The organism is Neomegalonema perideroedes DSM 15528 (genome assembly GCF_000374145.1).
Classification (GTDB): domain Bacteria; phylum Pseudomonadota; class Alphaproteobacteria; order Rhodobacterales; family Rhodobacteraceae; genus Neomegalonema; species Neomegalonema perideroedes.
Genome location: NZ_KB893653.1, coordinates 325651 through 347850 on the forward strand (window position 1 = coordinate 325651; position 22200 = coordinate 347850).

Here is a 22200-nt window from a genome sequence, read left to right on the forward strand (position 1 = left end):
GACTATCTTGCGCCGATCTTGACGGCCGGATGAGTCGACGCTCCTTTCAAAGCTCAGGACTCCATTCCGGACGACGCGCCGCAGCTCTTTTGAGAATTCGGGCGCGGCGCCGTCCGGCTCCCCTTTCCGCTTTCACGGGGGAGGGGGCGATTTTGGAAGCTACCGAAAGGCTGACTCAGCCGGAACCGAACGGAGAGAGACGTGGCGCGCATCGCTGGCGTGAACATTCCCACGAACAAGCAGGTCCAAGTGGCCCTGACTTACATTCATGGCATCGGCCCCCACAGCGCGAAAGAGCTCCTCGCCAAGGTCGGCGTGGACGCGACGCGCCGCGTGAACGAGTTGACCGACGCCGAAGTGCTGCAGATTCGCGAGGCCATCGACGCGAGCTATAAGGTCGAAGGCGACCTTCGCCGCGAAGTCTCGATGAACATCAAACGGCTGATGGACCTCGGCTGCTATCGCGGCCTGCGTCATCGCAAGGGCCTGCCGGTGCGCGGCCAGCGCACCCACACCAACGCCCGCACCCGCAAGGGTCCCGCCAAGCCCATCGCCGGCAAGAAGAAGTAAGAGATCATGGCTCCGAACGACAAGTCCCGTCCGCGCCGCAAAGAGCGCAAGAACATCGCCGCCGGCGTGGCTCATGTGAACGCCAGCTTCAACAACACGATGATCACCATCGCCGACGCTCAGGGCAACGCGATCTCGTGGTCTTCGTCGGGGATGATGGGCTTCAAGGGCTCGCGCAAATCCACGCCCTACGCCGCGCAGGTCGCCGCCGAGGACGCGGGCAAGAAGGCCATGGAGCATGGTCTGCGCACCCTCGAAGTCGAGGTTCAGGGCCCCGGTTCGGGCCGCGAATCGGCTTTGCGCGCGCTGCAGGCTCTGGGCCTCGCGGTCACCTCGATCCGCGACGTGACCCCGATCGCCCATAACGGCTGCCGCCCGCCGAAGCGCCGCCGCGTCTGACGCGCCGCGCTGAAGAACAGATCCCTCGTCTTCGCAGGAAGGCGAGGGATTTCGCCGTTTCGGCGAGACTGCCGCCGACAGATTCCCGGATCCTCGGGACACGCGCTTTCGGGCGCGCACGAATTGGAGGACGCCGTGATCCAGAAGAACTGGAAACATCTCATCCGCCCCGAGCGGCCCACCGTCGAGCATGGCGCCGACGCCTCGCGCAAGGCGACCATGACGGTCGAGCCCTTGGAGCGCGGCTTCGGCCTGACGCTCGGCAACTCGCTGCGCCGGGTTTTGTTGTCGTCGATTCAGGGCGCGGCGGTCACCGCGATCCAGATCAACAACGTGCTGCATGAATTCTCCTCGGTCGAGGGCGTCCGCGAGGACGTGACGGACATCGTGCTGAACGTGAAGGGCCTCGCCATCCGCATGGACGTCGAGGGGCCCAAGCGCCTCACGCTGCAGGCCAGCGGGCCGGGCGAGGTCCGCGCCGGACAGATTCAGGCCAGCTCGGGCATTGAGATCCTCAACCCGAATCATCTGATCTGCCATCTGGACACCAACGCCTCGATCAACATGGAGTTGACCGTGGCGCAGGGCAAAGGCTACGTCCCGGCCGATCAGAACCGCCCCGAGGACGCCCCCATCGGCTATATCCCGGTGGATGCGCTCTACAGCCCGGTCAAGCGCGTCTCCTATCAGGTCACGCCGACCCGCTCGGGCCAGATCCTCGATTATGACCGCCTGACGCTGACCATCGAGACCGACGGCTCGGTGACCCCTGAGGACGCGCTGGCCTACGCCGCCCGCATCCTTCAGGACCAGCTCCAGACCTTCATCAATTTCGACGAGCCCCGCGAAGACGTCCGCGAGGCCCCGGAGACCCAGCTCGAATTCAACCCGATCTTCCTCAAGAAGGTCGACGAGCTGGAGCTTTCGGTGCGTTCGGCGAATTGCCTGAAGAACGACAACATCGTCTATATCGGCGATCTCATCCAGAAGACCGAGGCGGAGATGCTCCGCACGCCGAACTTCGGCCGCAAGTCTCTGAACGAGATCAAGGAAGTCCTCTCGGTGATGAACCTGCACCTCGGCACCGACGTGCCGAACTGGCCGCCCGAGAACATCGAGGATCTGGCCAAGAAATTCGAGGACAGCTTCTGAGATTCCGACCGGGCTCCGGCGCGAACCGCCGGAGCCCGCCGGTCTATGGGCTGAAAAGCCCTCTGATCTACGGGCGCCGGGCTTCGGTCGTCGTCCCTCGATCTACGGGCGTCCGGCTTCGGCCGACGCCCTCCAATCTACGGGCGTCCGGCTTCAGCCGACGCCCCCCAATCTACGGGCGCCCGGCTTCGGCCGACGCCCCAAAGGCCCGACCCGACGCAGGGAAGGGCTGACAAAGCATAAAGCTTCAACCTAAGGAGATCCCCATGCGTCACGGCCATGGCTACCGCAAGCTCAACCGCACCCATTCGCATCGTCAGCATATGCTGGCCAATATGGCGATCGCGCTGATCGACCATGAGCAGATCAAGACGACCCTGCCCAAGGCGAAGGAGCTTCGCCCCTATGTCGAGAAGCTCGTCACCCTGAGCCGTCGCGGCGATCTGCATTCCCGCCGCCTTCTGGCCGCCCGTCTGCGCCATGACGCCCCGGCGAAGAAGCTGATCGAGGTGCTCGGCCCCCGTTACGCCGGTCGTCCAGGCGGCTACGTGCGCATTCTGAAGGCGGGCTTCCGCTATGGCGACATGGCCCCGATGGCCATCGTCGAATTCGTGGACCGCGACGTGAACGCCAAGGGCGCCGACGCCCGCGCCCGCGCCGCCGCCGAGGAAGCCGCCGAGGCGTAAGCTTTTCGCGCGTTTCGAGAGATTTCCGGAAAGGGGCGGGCTTGCGGGTCCGCCCTTTTTCTTTCATGCGGAAGGCCCCGCGCGGAGGCTCCGCAAGTTTTCTCCGCGCAAACCACCGGGACGGGCCTGTGTCGCCCGGCTCCCGCTTAGAGCAAGGGAAACTCCCATGCGGAATCTGACGGACAAGGCCGGAGGCGCGCGCGTCTCTCTGGCGCTCGGCGTTCTGGCGATGATGGTCGTCGTGGCCTCCTCGAACTTCCTCGTGACCAAGCCCATCGGCCAATGGCTGACCTGGGCGGCGCTGACCTATCCTTTCGCCTTCCTCGTCACCGACGTGATGAACCGCCTGCATGGCCCGGCCATGGCGCGGCGGGTGATCTGGGCGGGCTTCGCCTGCGCGGTGGTCCTGTCGGTGGTTCTGGCGACGCCGCGCATCGCCTTCGCCTCCGGAACGGCCTTCCTCTGCGCGCAGCTTCTCGACGTGGGGGTGTTCAACCGTCTGCGCGAAGGCTCATGGTGGAAGGCGCCTCTGGCGGCTTCTCTGGCGGGGGGCGCGCTCGACAGCCTGCTCTTCTGGGTTCTCGCCTTCGCGGGCGCGACCGGCGAGGACGCCTTTCCCGGCTGGCCGCGCTACGGCCTCGCGGATTGGGGCGTGAAGATGCTGATCACCTTCGTGACGCTGATTCCCTTCCGGCTGCTGACGGCGGGCAAGATCGGCCCGCGTGAGGCGCGCCGGGTCTGAGGCTTCGCCCCTCACGCGAGAGAGATCGGCGAAAGCGCGGATTCTCCAAGCGCTTTCGCTTTATGGCGCAGAATTCGCTTAACCCCGTCCCATTCTGAGGCTAGGGTTCTCCCGCGAATTCTCGGAAGCTGGGCGCGAGGTCGGTCGAAGATGGTGGAGGAGGCTCAACGCCGCCGTTGGGCGGCGGTCACGCCGGAGATGACGCGGCCCACTCTGACCCTGATCCTGATGATCGCCTTCCTCATCATGATCGGCGTGATCGGCTGGCTGGTCCATGGACGGATCGCGCAGATCTTCGCAGCCCATCTTTATCTGAACATCTTCATCTTCTCGGTCTTTCTGATCGGCGTGGCCTATGTCTTCTGGCAGGTGTTGCGGCTGTTCCGGAGCGTCGAGTGGATGGAGGCCTTCCTCGCCGAGCGCCCCGGCTTCGACCTCATCGAGCCGCCGCCGCTTCTGGCCTCCATGGCGGCGCTCCTGCGCGAACGCGAGAACCGCCGCCGCCTCAGCGCCTTCACGGTGCGGACGATCCTCGATTCGGTGGGGACGCGGCTGGACGAAAGCCGCGATTTCGGCCGCTATATCGCGGGCGCCCTGATCTTCCTCGGCCTTTTAGGCACTTTCTGGGGCCTCTCGCGGACGGTGCCCGCCGTGGTGGACACCATCCGCAGCCTCGCGCCCGAGCCCGGCGACGACGGAACCGCCGTCTTCGGGCGTCTGGTGACCGGGCTTGAGGAGCAGTTGGGCGGCATGGGCACGGCCTTCGCGGCGGCGCTGCTCGGCCTGACGGGCTCGCTGATCGTGGGCTTCCTCGACATCCTCGCCGGAAGGGCGCAGAACCGCTTTTATCAGGAGTTCGAAGAGGCGCTTTCGGGCATCGCCGACGTCAGCCGCAACGACGAAGGCGTGCTCGGCAGGCTCGCGCCCTTGCTGGAGCGCAATTCGGAATCTCTGGAGCGTCTGGCCCATGCGCTGATCGAAGGCGAGGCGATCCGCAATCAGAGCATGGCGCGGCTGGACCACGCCGCGCGGAATCTCGATCTTCTGGCCGAACGCTTTTCGGCGGCCGAAACCACGGTTTCGCGGCTGCTCGATTCGCAAAACGCCCTCGGGACGGTGCTGCGCGAGGCTTCGGCCCGCAATCGGGGCGTGCTCGGCGGCATGGACGAGGCCACCCGCGCCCATATCCGCAATCTCGACACGCAGATTCTCCGTCTCACGGAGGAGGTCGCCGCCGGACGTCAGGACGCGGTGGCCGAATTGCGCGCCGAACTCAAGCAGCTGACCCGCGCCGTTCAGGCGCTCGGCGGCGGCTCCTGACGAGCGGAGGCTCAGGCCATGGCGCTCGGGCGCAGAAGGCGGGACGACGGCGGCGTGACGCGGGACATCTGGCCCGCCTTCGTGGACGTCATGACCTCGCTTTTGCTGGTGCTGATGTTCGTGCTGTCGATCTTCATGCTGATGCAGCATTTCTCCAGCCAGACCATCGCCGATCAATCGAAAAATCTGGAGGCCCAGCGCGCCGCTCTGGCGGCTCAAGAGGAATCTCTGGAGGACGCCCGCGGCGAGGTGGAGCAGAAAACCCTCGCCCTGAGCGACCTCTCCGCGCAGCTCGACGCTCTCGCCCGCAGCCTCGCGCTGGAGCAGGATCAGAGCGGGCGGCTTCAGGATTCTCAGGCGCAGCTGACCTCCTCGCTCTTCGGCCTTCAGAACGAGCGCGACCGCCTCGCCTCCACGCTGAACCTCACCGAACAGCAGCGCGCCGATCTGGAGCGCGACGCCGCCGCCCTCTCGCTGGAGCTTGAGGCTCAGCGCCGCCGCGCCGAAGAGACTCTGACCCTGCTCGCCGCCGCCGAAGCCGCCCGCGCCTCTCTGGAGACCGACGCCGCCCGCGAACGCGCCGAGGCCATGACCGAGACCGAGCGCAACGCCGCCTTGCTGGCTCTGGCGCAATCGCAGCTGGCCGATCAGGAGGCGTTGAACCTTGAGGACCGCCGTCAGGTGGAGCTTCTGAATCAGCAATTAAGGGCGCTGCGGGCGCAAATGGCCTCGGTGGCCGTGGCGCTCGACGCCGTGGAGGCCGACGGCGAGACCCCGGAGGCCCGCATCGCCGATCTCGGGGCGCGGCTGAACGTGGCTCTGGCGGATAAGGTGGACGAGCTGACGCGCTATCGCTCGGAGTTCTTCGGCCGCGTCCGCGAGGCCGTGGAGGGCCGCGAGGGCGTGCGGGTGGTGGGCGACCGCTTCGTCTTTCAATCCGAGGTGCTGTTTCCCGTGGGTTCGGCGGATCTCGGCGAGGCGGGCCGCGAGGAGATCGCTAAGGTGGCGGAGATCCTCAAGGGGGTTTCGGAGGCCATTCCCGCCGAAGTGCCTTGGGTCTTGCGCGTGGACGGCCATACCGACCGCCGCCCCATCGCCGCCGGCGCCCGCTATGCGGATAACTGGGAGTTGTCTCAGGCGCGGGCCTTGTCGGTGGCGCGCTTCCTCATCGACGAAGAGGGCTTTCCGGCGGATCGCGTCGCGGCGACGGGATTCGGCGAATTCCAGCCCCTCGACGACGGCGATGGTCCGGCGGCCTTCGCCCGCAATCGCCGCATCGAACTGAAGCTCACCGAACGCTGAGAGGCGCATATGGCCGCGACGAGACTTCCGCCCGTTCCGGGGCCCCCCGTTCTGGGGCCTGAGGATCCGGCTTTCGAGATCGTCAATCCGGAGGGCGATCCGGGGATTCTGCTCCTCTGCGACCATGCGTCCAACGCGGTTCCGGAGGAATTCGGGACTCTCGGCTTGCCGCCCGAGGAGTTCCGCCGCCACACCGCCTATGACATCGGCGCGCGGGGCGCGACGCTCGCCCTCGCGGAGCTTCTGAACGCCCCTGCGGTCCTCTCGCGGTTTTCGCGTCTGCTGATCGACCCCAACCGCGGCGACGACGATCCGACTCTGGTGCGCAAGATCTCCGACGGCGCGATCATTCCCGGCAATCGCCACGCCGACGCCGCCGAAGTCGCGCGGCGCCGCGCGCGCTGGATGACGCCCTATCACGACGCGATCACGGCGCGCATCGAGGCGGCTTTGGCGCAGGGCGTCCAGCCGAAGCTGCTCTCCATCCACAGCTTCACGCCGCGCATGGCTCTGGGGCCGCCGCGGCCTTGGCATATCGGGGTTCTCTGGGATCACGACGACGGGCGTCTGGCCTTGCCGCTGATGAATTCCCTCGCCCGCGAGCCGGATCTCGTGGTGGGCGACAACGAGCCCTATTCCGGCGCTTTGAAGGGAGACACCATGTGGCGCCATGGGCTTCAGCGCGGATTGCCGCATGTGCTGGTCGAATATCGTCAGGATCTCATCGGCGAGGCGGCGGGCGAAAGGCTGTGGGCCGAAAGGCTCGCGCCGCATTTTCGGGAGCTCATTTCCTAAAAGTATGATTTTATAGATCATACAACCTATGGAGAGCGTTTCTTCATCATTTCCCCTCAATTGTCGAAAGCGCGCCGATTTTAAGCCCAGGAGGGGTGGAATGAGCAAAGTGAACGGGATCGAAGTCCCTGAATATGACGAGAAAAGCTTTCTCGCGAAGGCGGCCTCCTGGGCGGGGTCCATGGGGAGGGAGGGTTTGACGAAGGCCTTCCTCGCCTATCATCTGGTGATGGATTCCCAGACGCCTCTGGCGGCGCGGGGCGTTCTGGCCGGAGCCCTCGCCTATTTCGTCCTGCCGATCGATTTGATTCCGGACGTGATTCCCGTGGTCGGCTTCACGGACGACGTCGCCGCGCTCGCCGCAGGGCTGGCGACCGCAGCCGCCTGCACCACCGAAGAGCATCGCAAAAAGGCGGCGGCCTCGGTCGCCAATCTGATCGGCTGAGGTCGGCGGCTCGCTTGAGGCTCAGGCCGCGCCTTTTCTGAGGCGCGGTCTGAATACCGGGACGTCGCAGCGCCCGGCGCCGCGCTCCGGTCGGCGCGTCACTCGCAGGCGCCGACCTTGAAGACCTCGTAATCCACCCGGCCGACCATGCCCTCGGGCATGGGCAGAGCGCGGATCTCCACCGTCACGGCGCAATCTCCGGCGCGGATGCGCCATTCCGGATTCCCCTCCGCATTGCGCCCCAGCGATTCGACGCCCTCGACGGGCGCGCCCTTCACCGCGTCATAGACCGCGCCGTCCTCCAGAATGGTCTGGATCTGATGGGCGCCGTCATAGAAGGGGGGCAGGGCCGCAAGGGCGGAGCCCGCCGCGAGGAGAAGGCCGGAGGCGAGGGCGACGGCGATTTTCATGGCGGAAATCCTCAAATTCAGAACGAGGACGCCCTCCCGATCCCTGAAGATCGGAAGAGGCCTCTGAAGATTCAGATCAAGTGCTCGCGGATCTTCTCGAAGAGGTCCGGCGTTCCCGCCGCCACCCAGCCGCTGGCGAGCGGATCGTCTCCGCCCGAGAGATCGGCGAGGATTCCGCCCGCCTCGCGCACGAGCAGCAAGCCTGCGGCCATGTCCCAAGCGTTGATCTCGCGCTCCCAGAAGAAATCGAGGCGTCCGGCGGCCACATAGGCCAGATCCAGCGCCGCCGAGCCCATGCGCCGCAGGCCCGCCGTCTGAGGCATGAGGCGGGTCAATTCGCGCGCCGTCTGGGGGAGGGTGTTCTTGGCGCCGAAGGGCACGCCCGTGCCGAGCAGCGCGCGGCTCAGGTCGCGGGTGGGCGCCACGCGGATGCGCCGGTCGTTGAGCCAGGCGCCGCCGCCCTTCTCCGAGACGAAGAGGTCTTGTTTGGCGGGATCGTAGATCACTCCGGCGATGATCTCGCCTTTATGCTCCAGCGCGATGGAGACCGCCCAATGGGGAATGGCGCGCAGGAAATTCGTGGTGCCGTCCAGCGGATCGACGATCCAGCGGCGGGTTTCGTCCGCGCCCTTCTCCTCGCCGGTCTCCTCGCCGAGCCAGCCATAGGCCGGACGCGCCGTCATGAGGTCTTTTTTAATGCTGGCCTCGGCCTTGCGGTCGGCGGCGGAGACGAAATCTCCGGGGCCCTTCACCGAGGCCTGAAGATTCTCCAGCTCGGCGAAATCGCGCATCAGCCCGCGGCCCGCCTTGCGGGCGGCGTCGACCATGATTTTCAGATTGGCGGATGGCGCGTACATGAAGCCCCTGAGATGTCTGGAATGAAGATGGAGGGAAGGGGGCCTCAGCCCTTTTCGCGCAGAAGCCGCGATTTCTCGCGGTCCCAGTCGCGTTTCTTTTCGGTCTCGCGCTTATCGGCGGCCTTTTTGCCCTTGGCCACCCCGAGCAGCATTTTCGCGATGCCCCGGTCGTTGAAATAGACCTTGAGCGGAATCAGCGTCATGCCCTCGCGGTTGACCGCCTGCGCGAGCTTGGCGATCTCGCGCAGATGGAGCAGAAGGCGCCGCGGACGGCGCTCTTCATGGCCGAAGCGGTTGGCCTCGGCGTAGGCGGGGATATAGGCGTTGATCAGATTGATCTGGCCGTCCTTCGCCTCGGCGTAGGAATCCGCGATGCTGGCCTGCCCGTTGCGCAAAGACTTCACCTCCGAGCCGAGCAGGATCATGCCCGCCTCGATGGTGTCCTCGATGGCGTAATGGTAGCGGGCCTTGCGGTTCTCCGCGACCACGCCGTCGCCGCGCTGCGCCTTGCGAGCCATTCAGCTTCCTCTCAGGCCGCGACGGCGTTGGTCAGGCCCGCATGGACCATCGCCGCGCGGATCTGTTCGCGCGTGGCGGGGCCGAGGGGGACCAAAGGCAGGCGCTGCTCTTCGGAGATCAGGCCGAGCAGGGAGAGCGCGTATTTCGCGCCGCCCGGATTGGGCTCCACGAAAAGCGCCTTATGCAGAGGCATGAGCCGGTCCTGAATCGCGCGGGCGGCGGCGTAGTCGCCGCGCAGAGTGGCGGCCTGGAACTCCGCGCAGAGCCTCGGCGCGACGTTGGAGGTCACGGAGATGCAGCCGACGCCGCCATGGGCGTTGAAGCCGAGCGCCGTGGCGTCCTCGCCCGAAAGCTGGATGAAGTCCTCGCCGCAGGTCAGACGCTGCTCAGAAACGCGCTCGACTTTGCCGGTGGCGTCCTTCACCCCGACGATCCTCGGCAGCTTCGCCAGACGGCCCATGGTCTCGGGCGTCATGTCGACGATGCTGCGGCCGGGGATGTTGTAGATGAAGATCGGAATCTCGGCGGCGTCGTGCACGGCCTTGAAATGCTGATAGAGGCCCTCTTGGGTGGGCTTGTTGTAATAGGGCGTGACGACCAGAGCCGCGTCGGCGCCGGTCTTGGCGGCGAACTTGGTCAGCCGCACGGCCTCGGCGGTGGAGTTGGAGCCCGCGCCCGCGACGATCTTCACGCGGCCCGCCGCCTGACGCGCCACGATCTCCACCACGCGCTCATGCTCGGCGTGGCTGAGGGTGGGGGTCTCGCCGGTGGTGCCCACGGGCACGAGGCCGGAAGAGCCCTCGGCGATCTGCCAGTCGACCAACTGTTTCAGCGCTTTCTCATCGATCTCGCCGCCTTTGAAGGGCGTCACGAGCGCGGTGATGGAGCCTCTGAACATAGGAATGTCGCTGGACATGGCCTTTCGCCTTCTTAAAAGCAAAACGCGCCCACTCCCGAATCACGAATCTCGTCTCGGGGGACGCCTCCGCAGCTTAAGATTCCGGGCGCTCGGGCGCAAGCCGCCGAATCGGCGGAGAAGCCCCTCAGGAGGCCCGCGCCGCCAAAGAGGCCGGAGCCGCCGTCTCGGGCGCGGCGTGGACGTGCAGCCCGCATTCCTTCTTGGCGTCGGCCTCCCACCACCAGCGCCCGGCGCGCTCCTCCTCGCCGAGGCGCAAAGCGCGGGTGCAGGGCTGGCAGCCGATGGAGGGGAAGCCCTGATCATGCAGGCGGTTATAGGGAATCCGCTCCAGCGCGACGTAATCGACCAGCCTCTGGCGCGGCCAGTCCAGCAGAGGGGCGGCCTTGATCAGGCCATGGGCTTCGTCCCATTCGACGAAATGGCCGCCGCGCCGCGCCTGCGACTGTTCGGCGCGCAGGCCCGTCACCCAGATTCCCGCCCCCGCCAGAGCCCGCCGCAGAGGCAGAACCTTGCGCGCCCCGCAGCAGGCCTGACGCGCCGCCGCCGATTCGCGAAAGCCGTAGGGCCCCTGCTCGGCGGTGAGGCGGGCGAGATCCTCGGCGGCGGGGTGGAAGACCTCGACGCGGATCCCATAGCGCGATTCCGTCTCGGCCCAGACCTCGTAGGTCTCGGGAAAGAGCCGCCCGGTGTCGAGGGTGCGCAGCCGGATCGCCGCGCCGGAATCGACGATGGCGTGAGTCAGCGCCTGATCCTCAAGGCCGAAGCTGGTGGTGAAGACGGCTTCTCCGCCCGCCTCGCGGGCGGCCTCGGCGAGGCGCCTCAGCCGGGCGCCGAGGCCGATGGAGTCGAAGCCGCGCGCCAGCGACTCGAGACGGGAGATAGGGGCTTCGCTCAACGCCGTCATAGCCGGACCTGATTCTGCTGGGGGGCTGCGGTCCGCGCAGCTTAGGATGCGCGGATCATTTGCAAAGCGCATATTCCCCGATTATCAAATCCGGATGTTGAATTTAAAGCTCGTGCATCTGCGCCTTCTGGAGCGCCTCGGCGCCGACGGCGCCAATCTCAGCGCGGCGGCCCGGGGGCTCGGGCTGTCGCAGCCTTCGGCGAGCCGTCTGCTGGCGGAGCTGGAGCAATCCATGGGCGGGCCGCTGCTGCGGCGCGAGGGCAAACGCTTCGTGGGGCTGACGCCCCTCGCCGAAGAGGCCCGCGCCCATGTGCGGCGCATCGTCGAGGCGGAGCGGGCGCTGGAGTCGCTGGCTCAGGACAAGCGCGACCCCTCGACGGGCGAATTGCGCATCGCCACGACCCACGCCCAAGCGCGGCATTTCCTGCCCGCGCCGCTCAAGCGCTTCCGCAAGCGCTGGCCGGACGTGCGTCTGCGGCTGGTGCAGGGCATGCCGGAGACCCTCGCGGCGCTGGTGGTCGGCGGAGAGGCGGACGTGGCCGTCTTCACCGAGGGGCTCGGCGAGCATCCGGCGCTGAAAAGCGCCCCCTGCTACGCGTGGAGCCATGTGACTCTCTCGGCGCCGGGGCCGGAGGCGGGCCTCGGGCCGATCTCCATGGCGGAGGTCGCGGCGGCGCCGGTGCTGACCTATGTGGCGGGAATCAGCGGGCGGCGGGGGCTGGACGAAGCCTTCGAGGCGGCGGGGCGTCCTTTGCGCGTCGCGCTGGAGGCCGCCGATTCGGACGTGCTCAAGACCTTCGCCCGCGCCGGATTCGGGCGGGCCATCGTCTCGGCCATGACCTACGACCCCATGACGGATTCGGATCTGGTTCTGCGTCCGGTCAAGGAGCCGCTGCCGGTCTTCCACACCCGCGCGGCCTGGCTGCGCGAGCGTCCTTTGCGGCGCTTCGAGCGCGGCTTCCTCGAATTCCTCCGCGAGGAGAGCGTGAAGCTGGAGGAGCGCATGGCCGCCGTGGTCGCCCAGACGACCGCGCATGACGGCTACGGCGCCGACATCTGAGGCCCTTCCCCCACAAAAAACGACGCCCCTTCTCCCGGACGAGAAGGGGCGCGGCTCTTGAAGGCGGCGAAGCGGCCGGAGCGGAGCAAGCGCGCGGCTTCGTCGCGCTTCGAAGCTTTCAGAAGCCCCAGTAGGAGCCGGAGGCCCAGGGCGAGAAGATCCAGGGGCCGGGACGCATCTCCGTCTGAAGGCTCAGCGTGACGGCGCGATCATAGTCGCGGCTCACGGCGTAGGGGCTCGGGTGATGGAGGACGCCGTGTCCGTAGACATAGGCGGGGCTCGACCATTCCCGCAGCGGCACGAAGCGCGCCGTGATCTCGTCGTTCAGGCCGGGGCGCTGCTGGCGATAGACGCCATGCCCGACGTAGGACACGCGCGGCGAGTCGGGGACCATGCGGTCGAGGCAGGTCGAGCCGTAGGCGCTCAGGCTATAGGAGCCGTAGGAGCGGCCGTTGACGAGCAGCTCGACGTCCACGCGCTCATTGCGGTCTGAACGCAGGCAGACGCTGTAGGACGCGGCGTCGTTCAGCGCGACGCGTCCGCCGAAGCTCTCGACGCCCTGCGGCGCCGTGAGGCTGAAGCCGTTGTTCTGGACGGCTTGCGCGGAGAAAGGAAGGGCCGCGAACAGAAGGGCGGCGGCGAGAATCTTGCGCATGACGGGATCTCCTCCGAAGGGGTCGCTTGGGCGCGGGGGGCGGGAGCGTCTGGCCGAAGGCCCCTTGGGGGGCGTCGGGAGGCGTTCGGGCTTCGCCGGGCGGTTGATGGCCCATTTGCAACTTTGAGGGGATTCGAATCAATTTCACGAATTATGCTCCGTAATCCGTGGGGGCTTGCGCGGAATCCGGGGCGGGCGCCTGCGGCGGCGCCCTGAAACGCCGACGCCCCTTCTCTTGCGAGAAAGGGCGCACGGCTTCGGCTGCGGCCCGAAGGCCGGAGCGGCGGGGGGCGCCTCGGGATCCTGAGGATCCTTCGGCGGCCTGCGTTTCTTCAGATCCGGCCGAAGCCGGGGCTTAGCGCCACAGAGGAGCCGGAGCCGGGACGTCGAAGCGGCCGGGCAGGGGCTGGGGCTGCGGGGGCGCCGAGTAGTAGATCGGGGGGCGCGGCTGCGGCTGCGGCCAGGTCACGACCGGCGGCTGCGGCTGCGGCCAGGTCACCACCGGCGGCTGGGGCTGCGGCTGCGGCCAGGTCACGACCGGAGGCTGCGGCTGGGGCCAGGTCGCGATCGGCGGCTGGGGCTGCGGCTGCGGCCAGGTCGTGACGGGCGGGGTCGTCGGGAAGGGCTGCGGCTGGGGCCAGGTGGCGAGGGGCGCCGGCTCCTGACGCAGATCATGCACGAGGCGCAGCTCAAGCGTCACGGCGCGGGCCTGATCGCGCTGGATCGGCTGGGTCTGCGCGAACTGCTGCGAGGACTGGCCGGTCAGGCCGGTCACGCCGCTGGAGAGATTCGGGTCGAACTGCTGCGCGGTGGGCGCCGCGCTGCGGGCCAGGCCCTCGATCTGCGGCATGGCGAGCGTGCTGTGCGGCGCTCCGCCGGAGCGCGCCATGGGCGCCATCGGCGAGAGATTGCGCTCCGGGATGAAGCGGGCGCTGATGCGGCCGCGCTGCTGCTGGCTCACCACGCCCGAACCGGAGGAGATGCCGCCGAAGCTGTCGGCCTTGTAGAAGGTGAACTGGCCGCGCGAGCCGCTGGGGCGCTCAAGGCAGACGTTCGAATAGGGGTTGAGGCGGAAGGTGCCGACCGAAAGGCCGTCCACGCTCAGCTCCACGTCGGAACGCTCGGCGCGCTGGGAGCGCAGGCAGATCTGATAGGTCTGGCCGTCGCGGAGCCGGACGTAGCCGTTGCCGTCCTCGGCGCCGGCCGAGATGGTCAAGCTGTATCCGCCGCTCTGGACCGCATAGGCCGGAAGGGGCGCGACCGTCAGGAAGAGGGCCGCCGTAAGGAACTTGCGCATTTTGAACTCCACTCAATGCCGAAGCCAGGACAAGGTGACCTCGATCTAAGGCCATTCCAAGGCGCAACAATGGTTTTTCGAGCCTTATGAAAGGCCGTTCCGCCTTATACTGTCGAGTGAGGCGGAGCAAGCCGCATCCGCGCGGAAGGGAGCGGAAGCCGCCCCGGCGCGGGGGGCCTCCGTCTTCGTCCTTGTGCGCGGGGCGTGCGGATTCCTCAGGCGGGGGAGGAAAGAACCAAGGGTTTCAAGCCTGTTTTTCCCGAGGGGGAATCCGGCGCGGGGCCGCGTCGAGATCCGGCCTCAGGAGCGCGTCGAGGCGGGAGGGCTCGCCTGCGAGGGGCGACTTGAGCGCCGCATTCGCCTGAAAAGAGGCGAAACAAGGCCGTTCCGGCCAGGGGCCGCCGCCGCTTTGAGCTCGCGGCGGCGGCGGAGAAGGCGTCCGAGGCGAGGATCAGCCCCAAACGTCGCGGACGAAGCTGTCGTACCAGGCGTAGGCTTCGGCTTCGGTGGCCTTGCGGGTCTCGGCGGATTCGCCGACCTCGGAGATGAAGGGCTCGGCGGTCTCGATCTTCTCGGCGCCCGCCTGATAGGTCGCGCCGATCTTCACCGCGTCGCCCACCTCGATGAGGCTCCAGCAGGTGTTGAGATAGCGCGGCGGGAAGGCGCGCTCGCTCAGCAGCCGCGCCCGCAAGGCCGCCGCCGCCGCCTTCGCCTGAGAATTCGCCGAAAAGGCCGATTTGGGCATGTCGCCTTGCGCCGCCGCGTCGCCGAGAATCACGATGTCCGGATCATGGGCGCTTTGCAGAGTCTCGGGCAGGACCTGCGCCCAGTCGCCTTCGCCCGAAAGCCCCCCCAGACGCGCGATCGCCCCCGCCTTCTGCGGCGGGATGAAGTTGATCACGTCGCCCGCGAAGACCTCGCCGGAGAGGCCCTTCACGGTCTTGGCCTCGGCGTCCACCTGCGCGAAGCCGCCGCCGGTGAATTCGGCGGGCACCCATTCGACCATCCCCGGATAATGGCGCGTCCAGCCTTGTTCGAAGAGCGCCTGCTTCGAGAAGGAGCTTTTCGCGTCGAGCAGCAGGATCTTCGAGCGCGTGCGCCCGGTGGACTTCAGCAGATGGGCGATCAGCGAAACCCGCTCATAGGGGCCCGGCGGGCAGCGGTAAGGATTGCCGGGGACCGCCACGATCACCGCGCCGCCGTCCTCCAGAGCGTCGAGCTGGGCGCGCAGAAGCCGCGTCTGAGGCCCGGCCTTATAGGCGTGGGGGATCAGGGTCTCGGCGATTTCAGGCGTATAGCCCTCGACGGCCTCCCATTTGAAGTCGACGCCCGGCGCGAGGACGAGGGAGTCGTAGGGGATGCGCGTCCCGTCGGCGAGGATCACCGCCTTGCCTTCGCGGTCGAGATCCGTCGCGCGGCCCTGAACCACCTCGATTCCGGCGGCCTTCAGCTTGTCGAAGCCGTGGATCAGATCCTCAAAGGCATAGAGCCCGCCCAGATAATAATTCGAGAAAGGGCAGGTGATGTGATGCGGATTCTCGTCGATCAGCGTGACCGAAAGCCCGCCGCCCTGAGCCGCGTAACGCGCCAGAGTCGCGCCGCCCGGCCCGGCGCCCACCACCACCAGACGCGGCGCGGCGCCCTGCGCCAAAGAGGGCGTCGCCAGACCGAAGGCCGCCGCGCCGAGAGTCAATTTGCCGAAGCCCCGGCGGGTGAGGGCGGAGGCGGGGCGAAGAGGGGAGGACATGCGCGGTCTCCTTGAACTGGCCGGAAGCGGGGAGCCGACTGAAAGCGGGGGCGGCCCCGGGCGGAAATCGGCGCGGAGTCTGGCGCCGATCTCCGGGGGCGCAAATAAGAAGCGGAGATTTGCTTATGCCGAATGCGGATTTAGGGCCGTCCGGCGAACCAGGCCGCGACATGGCCGCGCTCCTCGGGCGTCAGGCTGCGGGCGACGACGCCCATCTGGTCATGCCTCCGGGCTCCGGAGGCGTAGGCCTCCAGAGCTTCATGGAGTTCGGCGAAGGGGCGGCCCTCCAGAGCCGGGACGCCGGGCGTCGCGCCGCCATGGCAGGCGGCGCAGCTCTCGGCGAGATAGGCGCCGTAGTCCAGATCCCAAGCCCCCGCAGGAGGGGCGGCCGGAGCCTGAGGCGGCTCCGGCGGAAAGGCCCCGCCCCTGAGGAGCGCCGCGAAGACCGCCAGAATCAGCAGAGCCGCCGGATTCATCGATCCGCCAATTCGTCCGACAAGACGTCGCGGACCACCGAAAGATCCGCCTCGCGCGTGGCGAAGGCCTCGCCGATCCCCCGGACGAGAATGAAGGTCAGAGCGCCCTGCGAGACCTTCTTGTCCTGAGCCATCAGCTCCATCAGCCCCTCGACCCCCGGCAGAGAGCCGGGGACGTCGCCGAGGCTGGTCTTGAGCCCCATCGCCCGCAGATGCGCCATGGCGCGCTCGGCCTCCTGACGCGGACAAAGCCCCATCCGCGCCGAGACCTCGAAGGCCAGAGCGCAGCCGATGGAGACGCCTTCCCCATGCAGAAGCCGGGCGGAGTAGTCGGTGGCGGCCTCCAAGGCGTGGCCGAAGGTGTGGCCGAGGTTGAGCAGCATGCGCTCGCCCTGCTCGGTCTCGTCGCGGGCGACGATGTCGGCCTTATCCTGACAGGAGCGCGCCACGGCTTCGGCGCGGGCCTCGGGGTCTCCGGCCTTGAGGGCGGGGCCGTTGCGCTCCAGCCATTCGAAGAAGGGGCGGTCGCCGAGCAACCCGTATTTCACGACCTCGGCGTAGCCCGCGAGGAATTCGCGCGGCGGCAGCGTGTCGAGCAGGGCGGTGTCGGCCAGAACCAGCTTCGGCTGATGAAAGGCGCCGATGAGGTTCTTGCCCTGAGGCGTGTTGATGCCGGTCTTGCCGCCGACGGAGCTGTCCACTTGCGCCAGAAGGCTGGTGGGGATCTGCGCGAAATCGAGGCCGCGCCGGAGAATCGCCGCCGCGAAGCCCACGAGATCGCCCGTCACGCCGCCCCCGAAGGCGAGGACCATGTCCTTGCGCTCGATGCGGGCCGCCAGAAGCTCCTCGGTCACGAAGGCCAGAGGCCCCCAGGCTTTGGTCTTCTCGCCGGGGGGGAGGATGATCTCCTTAACCGATTCCACTCCCCCCGCCGCCAGACCGAGCTTCAGCGCGGTCAAATGCAGTTCGGCCACGTTGCCGTCGGCCACGATGGCGACGTAAGGGCGCTTGAGCAGAGGCTTGAGCCGCGCGCCCGCCTCCTGAAGCAGGCCGGGGCCGATCAAGATTTCGTAATCGCGGCCGCCGCCGAGGCGCGTCCGGACCGTTTTGCGCAGAGGATTCGGGGAATTCGGAGAAGTCGGGGGGGCGCTCATTGGGGGCCTCGCTCGGCGGGATCGCGTTTCTCGGCCAGCCCTTCGCGGGCCAAAAGGGCGAGGGCGTGCAGGAGGGCCTCCTCCTGAGTCGCCTCGCCGCCGTCGAGGGTCAGATGGGCCTCGGCGTAGACCGGATGGCGCCGCTCGATCAGGGCCGCCAGAGTCGCGCGGCGGTCGCCGCTCTCCAGCAGGGGGCGGTCGGATTTCTTCGCCAGACGCCGCACCAGCACGTCCACATCGGCCTTCAACCAGAGAACCACGCAGCGTTCCTTCAATAATTTTCGTGTGTTGGGATCCATGAAGGCGCCGCCGCCCGTCGCGAGGACGAAGGGGGCGGGCGTCTCCGCGAGACGCGCGATCACCCGTCTTTCGCCGTCGCGGAAGGCGGGCTCGCCATGCAGCGCGAAGATCTCCGGAATGGTCATGCGCGCGGCGGCCTCGATCTCGGCGTCCGCGTCGAGGAAAGGGACTTCGGCGGCCAAAGCGAGCCTTTTGCCGATGGCGGTCTTGCCCGCGCCCATCAGGCCGACCAGCGCCAGACTGCGGCGCAGGCGCCACCGGGAAGCCTCGGCGAGAGGTTCGGAGGGAGGGGCTTCCTCCGATTCCTCGTTTTGGACTTGGGTTTTCGACATAATTCCCTGAACATCAGTCTCTGGGTATAGTGCGTGCGGTCTGCGGCCGCGCCACGAGCGTCGCGCGGCGGCGAGGGGCGGACCGATGAGCGGCGAGAGGATAGATGAAAACCTACAGAAGCGGCAAACGGGAGAAAAGTCTTTCCGGGCGTCTCCTTCGAACGCTCTTTTTGGCGGTCGCGGCGGCCGTCGTGGCTTTCGCGGTCTATGTGGCCGTGGCCGATCTGCCAGCGCCGCAACGTGAGATCGTGCGAGAGGCGCCCCATGACCTTCTGCTCCCCCGGTGATCCCGCCCTTCCTCCGAGGCTTTCCGAAGCCCGGAGGCCCCTCAGGCGCCGCGCTGCGCGGGGCCTCCTGCGAAGGGGCGCGCTGCTTTTGGGCGCGACGGCCTGCGCGCTTTGCGCGCCCGCCTTCGCGGTCCGGGCGCAAAACGTCTTTCAGCCCAAGAGCGTGATTCCATGGCTCGGCGGCGAAGCGACCTCGGCCCCGCGCGAGACGGCTCCACGCGAGACGGTCGCGCCTGCGCCGGTCCATCAGCCGGGGCCCCTTACCGGAGCCGGCCCGGGAATCGGCTCCGGAATTTCGGCGGCCCCTCTGGCGCCTATGGGCGCCTCGCCCGCGCCGAATCTCTCGCCGAATCTCTCCCCGAATCTTTCGCCCAATCCGGCGGCGCCCTTCGCCTTCAACGTCCCGAACGAGCCGCCCGCCCGCATCGTCATTCCGCGCGGGCTGGATCCTGAAACCAGCGGCTCCGCCGTGATCTCTCCGCAGGACCTCACGCCTCAGGCCCGCGGATCGCGCATCGATTCGGGCGAGGGCCTGAGCCTCGCGGCGCCCTCCGCCGAGGGCGCGGGTCTGGCGGGGGCCTTCGACCTCGGCCTGCCGCAGGACATGTGGAGCGGCTCCGATCCCGATTCCGCCGAAGAGGCGCTGAAGGGCCTGCGTCCCACCGCTTATCAGGCGGCGAACGGAGTGCTTCAGCGCTTTCTGATCGCCACGGCGCCGCCGCCTCCGGGCGCGGAGGGCGTGGCGGCCCTGAGGGCGCGGGCGCTTCTGGATCTCGGCGCCCCCGACGCGGCGGCGCGTCTGGCGGATCTGGCGCGCTCGGCCAAGGATCCCGCCGCCGAACGCGCGGGCGCCGAGGCGGCGCTCATCGCCGGGCGCGACGCGGTTTATTGCTCGGTGGCGCATAACGCCGTGGAATCCGCCGCCCGGACCGAAGACCTCGACGGCTTTTGGATCGGCATGCGGGCCTATTGCCTCGCGCGCGAAGGCAATCCCATGGCGGCGGTGGCGGTCTCGGCCATGCGCGAGCGCGGGCGGCTCGATCCTCTGACGGCCCAGCTGATCGAGGCCATGCTCGATCCGGGCATGAAGCCTTTCGTGCAGGCGCCTCCGCCTGAAGGGCTCGACCCGCTGCGTCTGGCGGCGCTGCGGCAGCTGGAGATCCCCCCTCCCGCCGCGGGCGCGCGCATCGCGCCTCTGGCTTTGCTGCCCGCCTATCTGGCCTCGCCCACGGCGGCGCCTGAGGCGAAGATCGTCGCGGCCGAGCGTCTGGAGGCGGCGGGCGCCATCAGCACCTCAGAACTGGTTTCGGCCTATGAGCGCTTCGGCGGGCCTCCGGGCGGCGGCCCCTTCGCCCGCGCCCGGGCGGTGCTGGCGGCGGCGCAAGGCGTGCTGGACCCCGCGGCCGTGGCGGCGGCTCTGATCCACGCTTCTGTGGAGGAGGGGCCTCAGGGCTTCTCCAGCCTCGCGCGGAGCTTCGCGCCTTTCCTCGCTTCGGCGGCTCCGGGGAGCATGCAGCCGGATCTCGCCTTCGCGGTCCGCGATTCGCTGCTCATGGCCGGAGACGCCGAGGCGGCCCGCCGCTGGACGCCCTTCCTGCCGAGCGACACGCCTTTCGAGCGGGCGGACGCGGCGGCTCTGCTGATCCTGACCGATCCGGCGCCGCAGCCGCCCCTCTCGCAGGAGGACCGCGCCGCTCTGGAGGCCCGCGCCCGCGAAAACGACCGCAGCGCGCGGCTGATCCTCATGGCTCTGGAGGGGCTGGACCCCAACGGACGCATCGGCCCCGCCGCGCCCTATGTGCAGGCGGCCCACGCCGGACGCGAGGCCGAGGCCTCTTTGGGCGCGCTCAAGGCTCTGGCGGCGGAGGGGCGGACTCCGCGCCCCGAGACCCTCGCGCAGGTCATGCGGGCGCTCTCCCTGTCCGGCCTCGGCGCGGACGCCCGGCGCATCGCCGCCGAAGCCGCCCTGATGACCCGCTGGCCGGGCTCTCAGGGGCGCTGAAGAGAAGAGGCCGTCCTGAAATCGCGCCGCTCCGGAGCCCGCTCCGGGGCGGCGGCGTGTGGAGGCTTCCCGTCGGGCGCCTATACGAATCAGGAACTTCCTCCCGCCTCCGCCCCCCGGCGACCGCAGAACCCGAGCGGCGAAAGGCCGCGTCTCCGCGCGCCTGAACGGCGCGGCTTGGACCGAATCGGCGCATCCTCCGGGGGAAGAATTCGCCTGCGGAGAACTCGGACGCAAATGCGACGCCTGCCCCCTTGCCGCCATAATTCGTCTCCAGAGCCTTCCTTTCATACATCTAAAGGATGGGCGGAATGGGCGGAGACTGGGCGCGGCGCGTGGGAATCTGGACGGTCTGCGTCTGGATGACGGGGGGAGCGGGCGTCTGGGGCGCCGCGCCTCCGCCTCCGCCGCCCGCCGCGTCGGCTCCTCCCAATCATCCGCCCGCCTTTTCGGCGCCGGGCGGGCCGCGCATCGCGGGGGTCTGGCGGGTGCTGCCGCTGCCGGAGGCTTTTCTGGCGGGCGAGATCGTCTTCTACGACCGCCAATTCGAGGGGCGGGCGGGCTGCGGACGCTTCTTCGGCTCCTATGAGCGCATGGATCCCTGGTTCCGCATCGGCGAGCCCTTCCTCGAAGGCCGCTGCGAAATGGAGGCCGAGCTGCTGGACCGTCTGAAGCAGGCGGCGCGGCTGATCCGGCGGGGCTCCGTGCTGGAGTTCTCGGATTCGGCGGGGCGGATGCTGCTCAGGCTCAGCCCCATGTGAGGCTCATTCCAGAGGAAAAGCCGAGAAGGGGAAGCAGGCGCGTCCCGCATCCGCATTGGCGAAGCGCTTGTCGTCCGGAGGCGCCGGGAGGTTGAACTCCGCGCAGATCTCATAGCGTCCCGGCTCGCCGAGCTGGCGATAGGCGTAGCGCTCCGGCGCGAATTCCGGGCAATAGGCCGAAGGCTGTTCGGCGCAGAAGCGCTTCGCCTCGGCCAGAGTTTCGGGCAGGGCTTTGCGGAGCTGATAATAGGTCTCGACGCCGCCCGCCACGCCCTGAAGCTCGTCCCTGAGCGCGGAATCCTCGCGCAAGAGGCGGTTATGGCCCGGCCCGCCCGAAAGCCAGAGCCCCCAGCCCGCCGTCGCCGCTATGGCGAGGCCGAAGACCAGTCTGACGATCCGCCGCTCGTTCATGACGCCGCCTCGTCTTTGCTGAGATCCGTCCGGTGATAGAGCCAGATCCCGAAGACGGAGAGCAGCAGGATCATGGTCTTGAGCATGAAGCGCAGCCCGAGTTCTCCGCGCAGCAGGTAATAGACGAAGTAAATGGCGTCCCCGAGCAGGGCGCAGGCCCCGACGAAGATGGTGAAATAGGCCAGAATCAGCCGGATGCGGGGAATGGCTTGTCCGGATCGGCTTTGCGCCCGCTCCAAACCCTTCTCGGTCAGCCAGAACAGCGGCGTGGCCACGATCAGCGCGGCCAGATTATCCTGAATCGCGCGGATGGGGTCGCCGGAATAGAAGAAGCCGCCCCTCTGGCCGAGGCCGTCCGGAAGATAATGATCGAGGAAGGTGAAGAGCAGCGAGATGAAGTTATAGGCGACGACGTAAAGCAGCACGAAATAGAAGCAATGCATGAAGAACAGCCGCGGCGAGACGAAAGCGCGCGGCTTTGGAGCGGGCACTCCGAGATCCGTCTCGGCGTAGCGGCCGAGGGCGGAATCGATGCGGGAGGCCTCCCAGCCCGCGCCGCTCAGGGCGGTTCGGATGCGGGCGAAATCGGCGCCCTTCGCGGCGGCGGCCCGGATGAAATCGTCGAGTTCGTCGAGTTTTGCGCTCATGATGCGGCGAGGCTAAGGCGCCTTTCGGGCGACGTCAATAAAAAATGATCG

26 protein-coding genes are annotated in these 22200 nt (G+C 68.0%); 13 read left to right on the forward strand and 13 right to left on the reverse strand.

The window, feature by feature from the left end:
- Positions 1-201: 201 nt before the first annotated feature.
- From rpsM to B161_RS0101610, 9 genes are all read left to right on the forward strand, one after another.
- Positions 202-570, forward strand: a complete 369-nt coding sequence (gene rpsM, locus B161_RS0101570) for a 30S ribosomal protein S13 (RefSeq protein ID WP_018631594.1) — start codon at positions 202-204, stop codon at positions 568-570.
- A 6-nt stretch (positions 571-576) separates the two neighbouring features.
- Complete coding sequence (gene rpsK, locus B161_RS0101575) at positions 577-969, forward strand: 30S ribosomal protein S11 (protein ID WP_018631595.1); 393 nt, start codon at positions 577-579, stop codon at positions 967-969.
- Between the two features lie 135 nt (positions 970-1104).
- Positions 1105-2121: a DNA-directed RNA polymerase subunit alpha gene (locus tag B161_RS0101580; RefSeq protein WP_026310116.1), complete on the forward strand. Its 1017-nt coding sequence runs from the start codon at positions 1105-1107 to the stop codon at positions 2119-2121.
- A gap of 266 nt (positions 2122-2387) precedes the next feature.
- On the forward strand, positions 2388-2807 hold the full coding sequence (gene rplQ, locus B161_RS0101585; protein ID WP_018631597.1) for a 50S ribosomal protein L17: 420 nt from the start codon (positions 2388-2390) through the stop codon (positions 2805-2807).
- A 166-nt stretch (positions 2808-2973) separates the two neighbouring features.
- Positions 2974-3549, forward strand: a complete 576-nt coding sequence (locus B161_RS0101590) for a VUT family protein (protein ID WP_018631598.1) — start codon at positions 2974-2976, stop codon at positions 3547-3549.
- Between the two features lie 150 nt (positions 3550-3699).
- Complete coding sequence (locus tag B161_RS0101595; protein WP_018631599.1) at positions 3700-4869, forward strand: hypothetical protein; 1170 nt, start codon at positions 3700-3702, stop codon at positions 4867-4869.
- Positions 4870-4887: 18 nt separating this feature from the next.
- A complete protein-coding gene (locus B161_RS0101600; RefSeq protein WP_018631600.1) occupies positions 4888-6171 on the forward strand; it encodes a peptidoglycan -binding protein in 1284 nt (427 codons plus the stop codon).
- Between the two features lie 9 nt (positions 6172-6180).
- Positions 6181-6966, forward strand: a complete 786-nt coding sequence (locus B161_RS0101605; RefSeq protein WP_018631601.1) for an N-formylglutamate amidohydrolase — start codon at positions 6181-6183, stop codon at positions 6964-6966.
- A 100-nt stretch (positions 6967-7066) separates the two neighbouring features.
- A complete protein-coding gene (locus tag B161_RS0101610) occupies positions 7067-7411 on the forward strand; it encodes a YkvA family protein (RefSeq protein WP_018631602.1) in 345 nt (114 codons plus the stop codon).
- Positions 7412-7509: 98 nt separating this feature from the next.
- Here B161_RS0101610 and B161_RS0101615 read toward each other — a convergent pair whose 3' ends face one another.
- The 5 genes from B161_RS0101615 to B161_RS0101635 form a co-directional block, all read right to left on the reverse strand.
- On the reverse strand, positions 7510-7821 hold the full coding sequence (locus B161_RS0101615; protein WP_018631603.1) for a hypothetical protein: 312 nt from the start codon (positions 7819-7821) through the stop codon (positions 7510-7512).
- Positions 7822-7892: 71 nt separating this feature from the next.
- A complete protein-coding gene (locus B161_RS0101620; protein ID WP_018631604.1) occupies positions 7893-8678 on the reverse strand; it encodes an inositol monophosphatase family protein in 786 nt (261 codons plus the stop codon).
- A gap of 44 nt (positions 8679-8722) precedes the next feature.
- Positions 8723-9196 (reverse strand): SsrA-binding protein SmpB, encoded by a 474-nt coding sequence (smpB, locus tag B161_RS0101625; RefSeq protein WP_018631605.1) that lies wholly within the window; start codon positions 9194-9196, stop codon positions 8723-8725.
- An 11-nt stretch (positions 9197-9207) separates the two neighbouring features.
- Positions 9208-10095: a 4-hydroxy-tetrahydrodipicolinate synthase gene (dapA, locus tag B161_RS0101630; RefSeq protein WP_018631606.1), complete on the reverse strand. Its 888-nt coding sequence runs from the start codon at positions 10093-10095 to the stop codon at positions 9208-9210.
- A 145-nt stretch (positions 10096-10240) separates the two neighbouring features.
- Entirely contained in the window at positions 10241-11020 is a 780-nt protein-coding gene (locus B161_RS0101635; RefSeq protein WP_018631607.1) for a phosphoadenylyl-sulfate reductase, read from the reverse strand.
- Positions 11021-11114: 94 nt separating this feature from the next.
- Between B161_RS0101635 and B161_RS16170 the strand changes: the two genes are divergently transcribed.
- Entirely contained in the window at positions 11115-12080 is a 966-nt protein-coding gene (locus B161_RS16170; protein ID WP_018631608.1) for a LysR substrate-binding domain-containing protein, read from the forward strand.
- 118 nt (positions 12081-12198) lie between these two features.
- On the opposite strand, the gene B161_RS0101645 is transcribed toward B161_RS16170, so the two are convergent.
- The 6 genes from B161_RS0101645 to B161_RS0101670 form a co-directional block, all read right to left on the reverse strand.
- Complete coding sequence (locus tag B161_RS0101645) at positions 12199-12735, reverse strand: hypothetical protein (RefSeq protein WP_018631609.1); 537 nt, start codon at positions 12733-12735, stop codon at positions 12199-12201.
- Positions 12736-13090: 355 nt separating this feature from the next.
- Positions 13091-14032 carry a hypothetical protein gene (locus B161_RS0101650; RefSeq protein WP_018631610.1) on the reverse strand — a complete coding sequence of 314 codons (942 nt, stop codon included), beginning with the start codon at positions 14030-14032 and terminating at the stop codon, positions 13091-13093.
- 451 nt (positions 14033-14483) lie between these two features.
- Positions 14484-15779 carry an NAD(P)/FAD-dependent oxidoreductase gene (locus B161_RS0101655; RefSeq protein WP_018631611.1) on the reverse strand — a complete coding sequence of 432 codons (1296 nt, stop codon included), beginning with the start codon at positions 15777-15779 and terminating at the stop codon, positions 14484-14486.
- A 140-nt stretch (positions 15780-15919) separates the two neighbouring features.
- Positions 15920-16255: a c-type cytochrome gene (locus tag B161_RS18435; RefSeq protein WP_018631612.1), complete on the reverse strand. Its 336-nt coding sequence runs from the start codon at positions 16253-16255 to the stop codon at positions 15920-15922.
- Entirely contained in the window at positions 16252-17409 is a 1158-nt protein-coding gene (aroB, locus tag B161_RS0101665) for a 3-dehydroquinate synthase (RefSeq protein WP_018631613.1), read from the reverse strand. The genes B161_RS18435 and aroB overlap by 4 nt, the downstream gene beginning before the upstream one ends.
- Entirely contained in the window at positions 17406-18041 is a 636-nt protein-coding gene (locus B161_RS0101670) for a shikimate kinase (protein ID WP_018631614.1), read from the reverse strand. The genes aroB and B161_RS0101670 overlap by 4 nt, the downstream gene beginning before the upstream one ends.
- Before the next feature lie 104 nt (positions 18042-18145).
- Between B161_RS0101670 and B161_RS19770 the strand changes: the two genes are divergently transcribed.
- The 3 genes from B161_RS19770 to B161_RS0101685 all read left to right on the forward strand — a co-directional run bounded on the left by B161_RS19770 (position 18146) and on the right by B161_RS0101685 (position 21091).
- Entirely contained in the window at positions 18146-18328 is a 183-nt protein-coding gene (locus B161_RS19770; protein ID WP_018631615.1) for a hypothetical protein, read from the forward strand.
- Positions 18329-18416: 88 nt separating this feature from the next.
- Positions 18417-20330 carry a hypothetical protein gene (locus B161_RS0101680; protein ID WP_018631616.1) on the forward strand — a complete coding sequence of 638 codons (1914 nt, stop codon included), beginning with the start codon at positions 18417-18419 and terminating at the stop codon, positions 20328-20330.
- A gap of 311 nt (positions 20331-20641) precedes the next feature.
- A complete protein-coding gene (locus B161_RS0101685; RefSeq protein WP_018631617.1) occupies positions 20642-21091 on the forward strand; it encodes an META domain-containing protein in 450 nt (149 codons plus the stop codon).
- 3 nt (positions 21092-21094) lie between these two features.
- On the opposite strand, the gene B161_RS18440 is transcribed toward B161_RS0101685, so the two are convergent.
- Positions 21095-21502 carry a hypothetical protein gene (locus tag B161_RS18440; protein WP_018631618.1) on the reverse strand — a complete coding sequence of 136 codons (408 nt, stop codon included), beginning with the start codon at positions 21500-21502 and terminating at the stop codon, positions 21095-21097.
- Entirely contained in the window at positions 21499-22149 is a 651-nt protein-coding gene (locus B161_RS0101695; protein ID WP_018631619.1) for a DUF5671 domain-containing protein, read from the reverse strand. Before B161_RS0101695 ends, B161_RS18440 begins: the two co-directional genes overlap by 4 nt.
- Between the last annotated feature and the right edge of the window lie 51 nt (positions 22150-22200).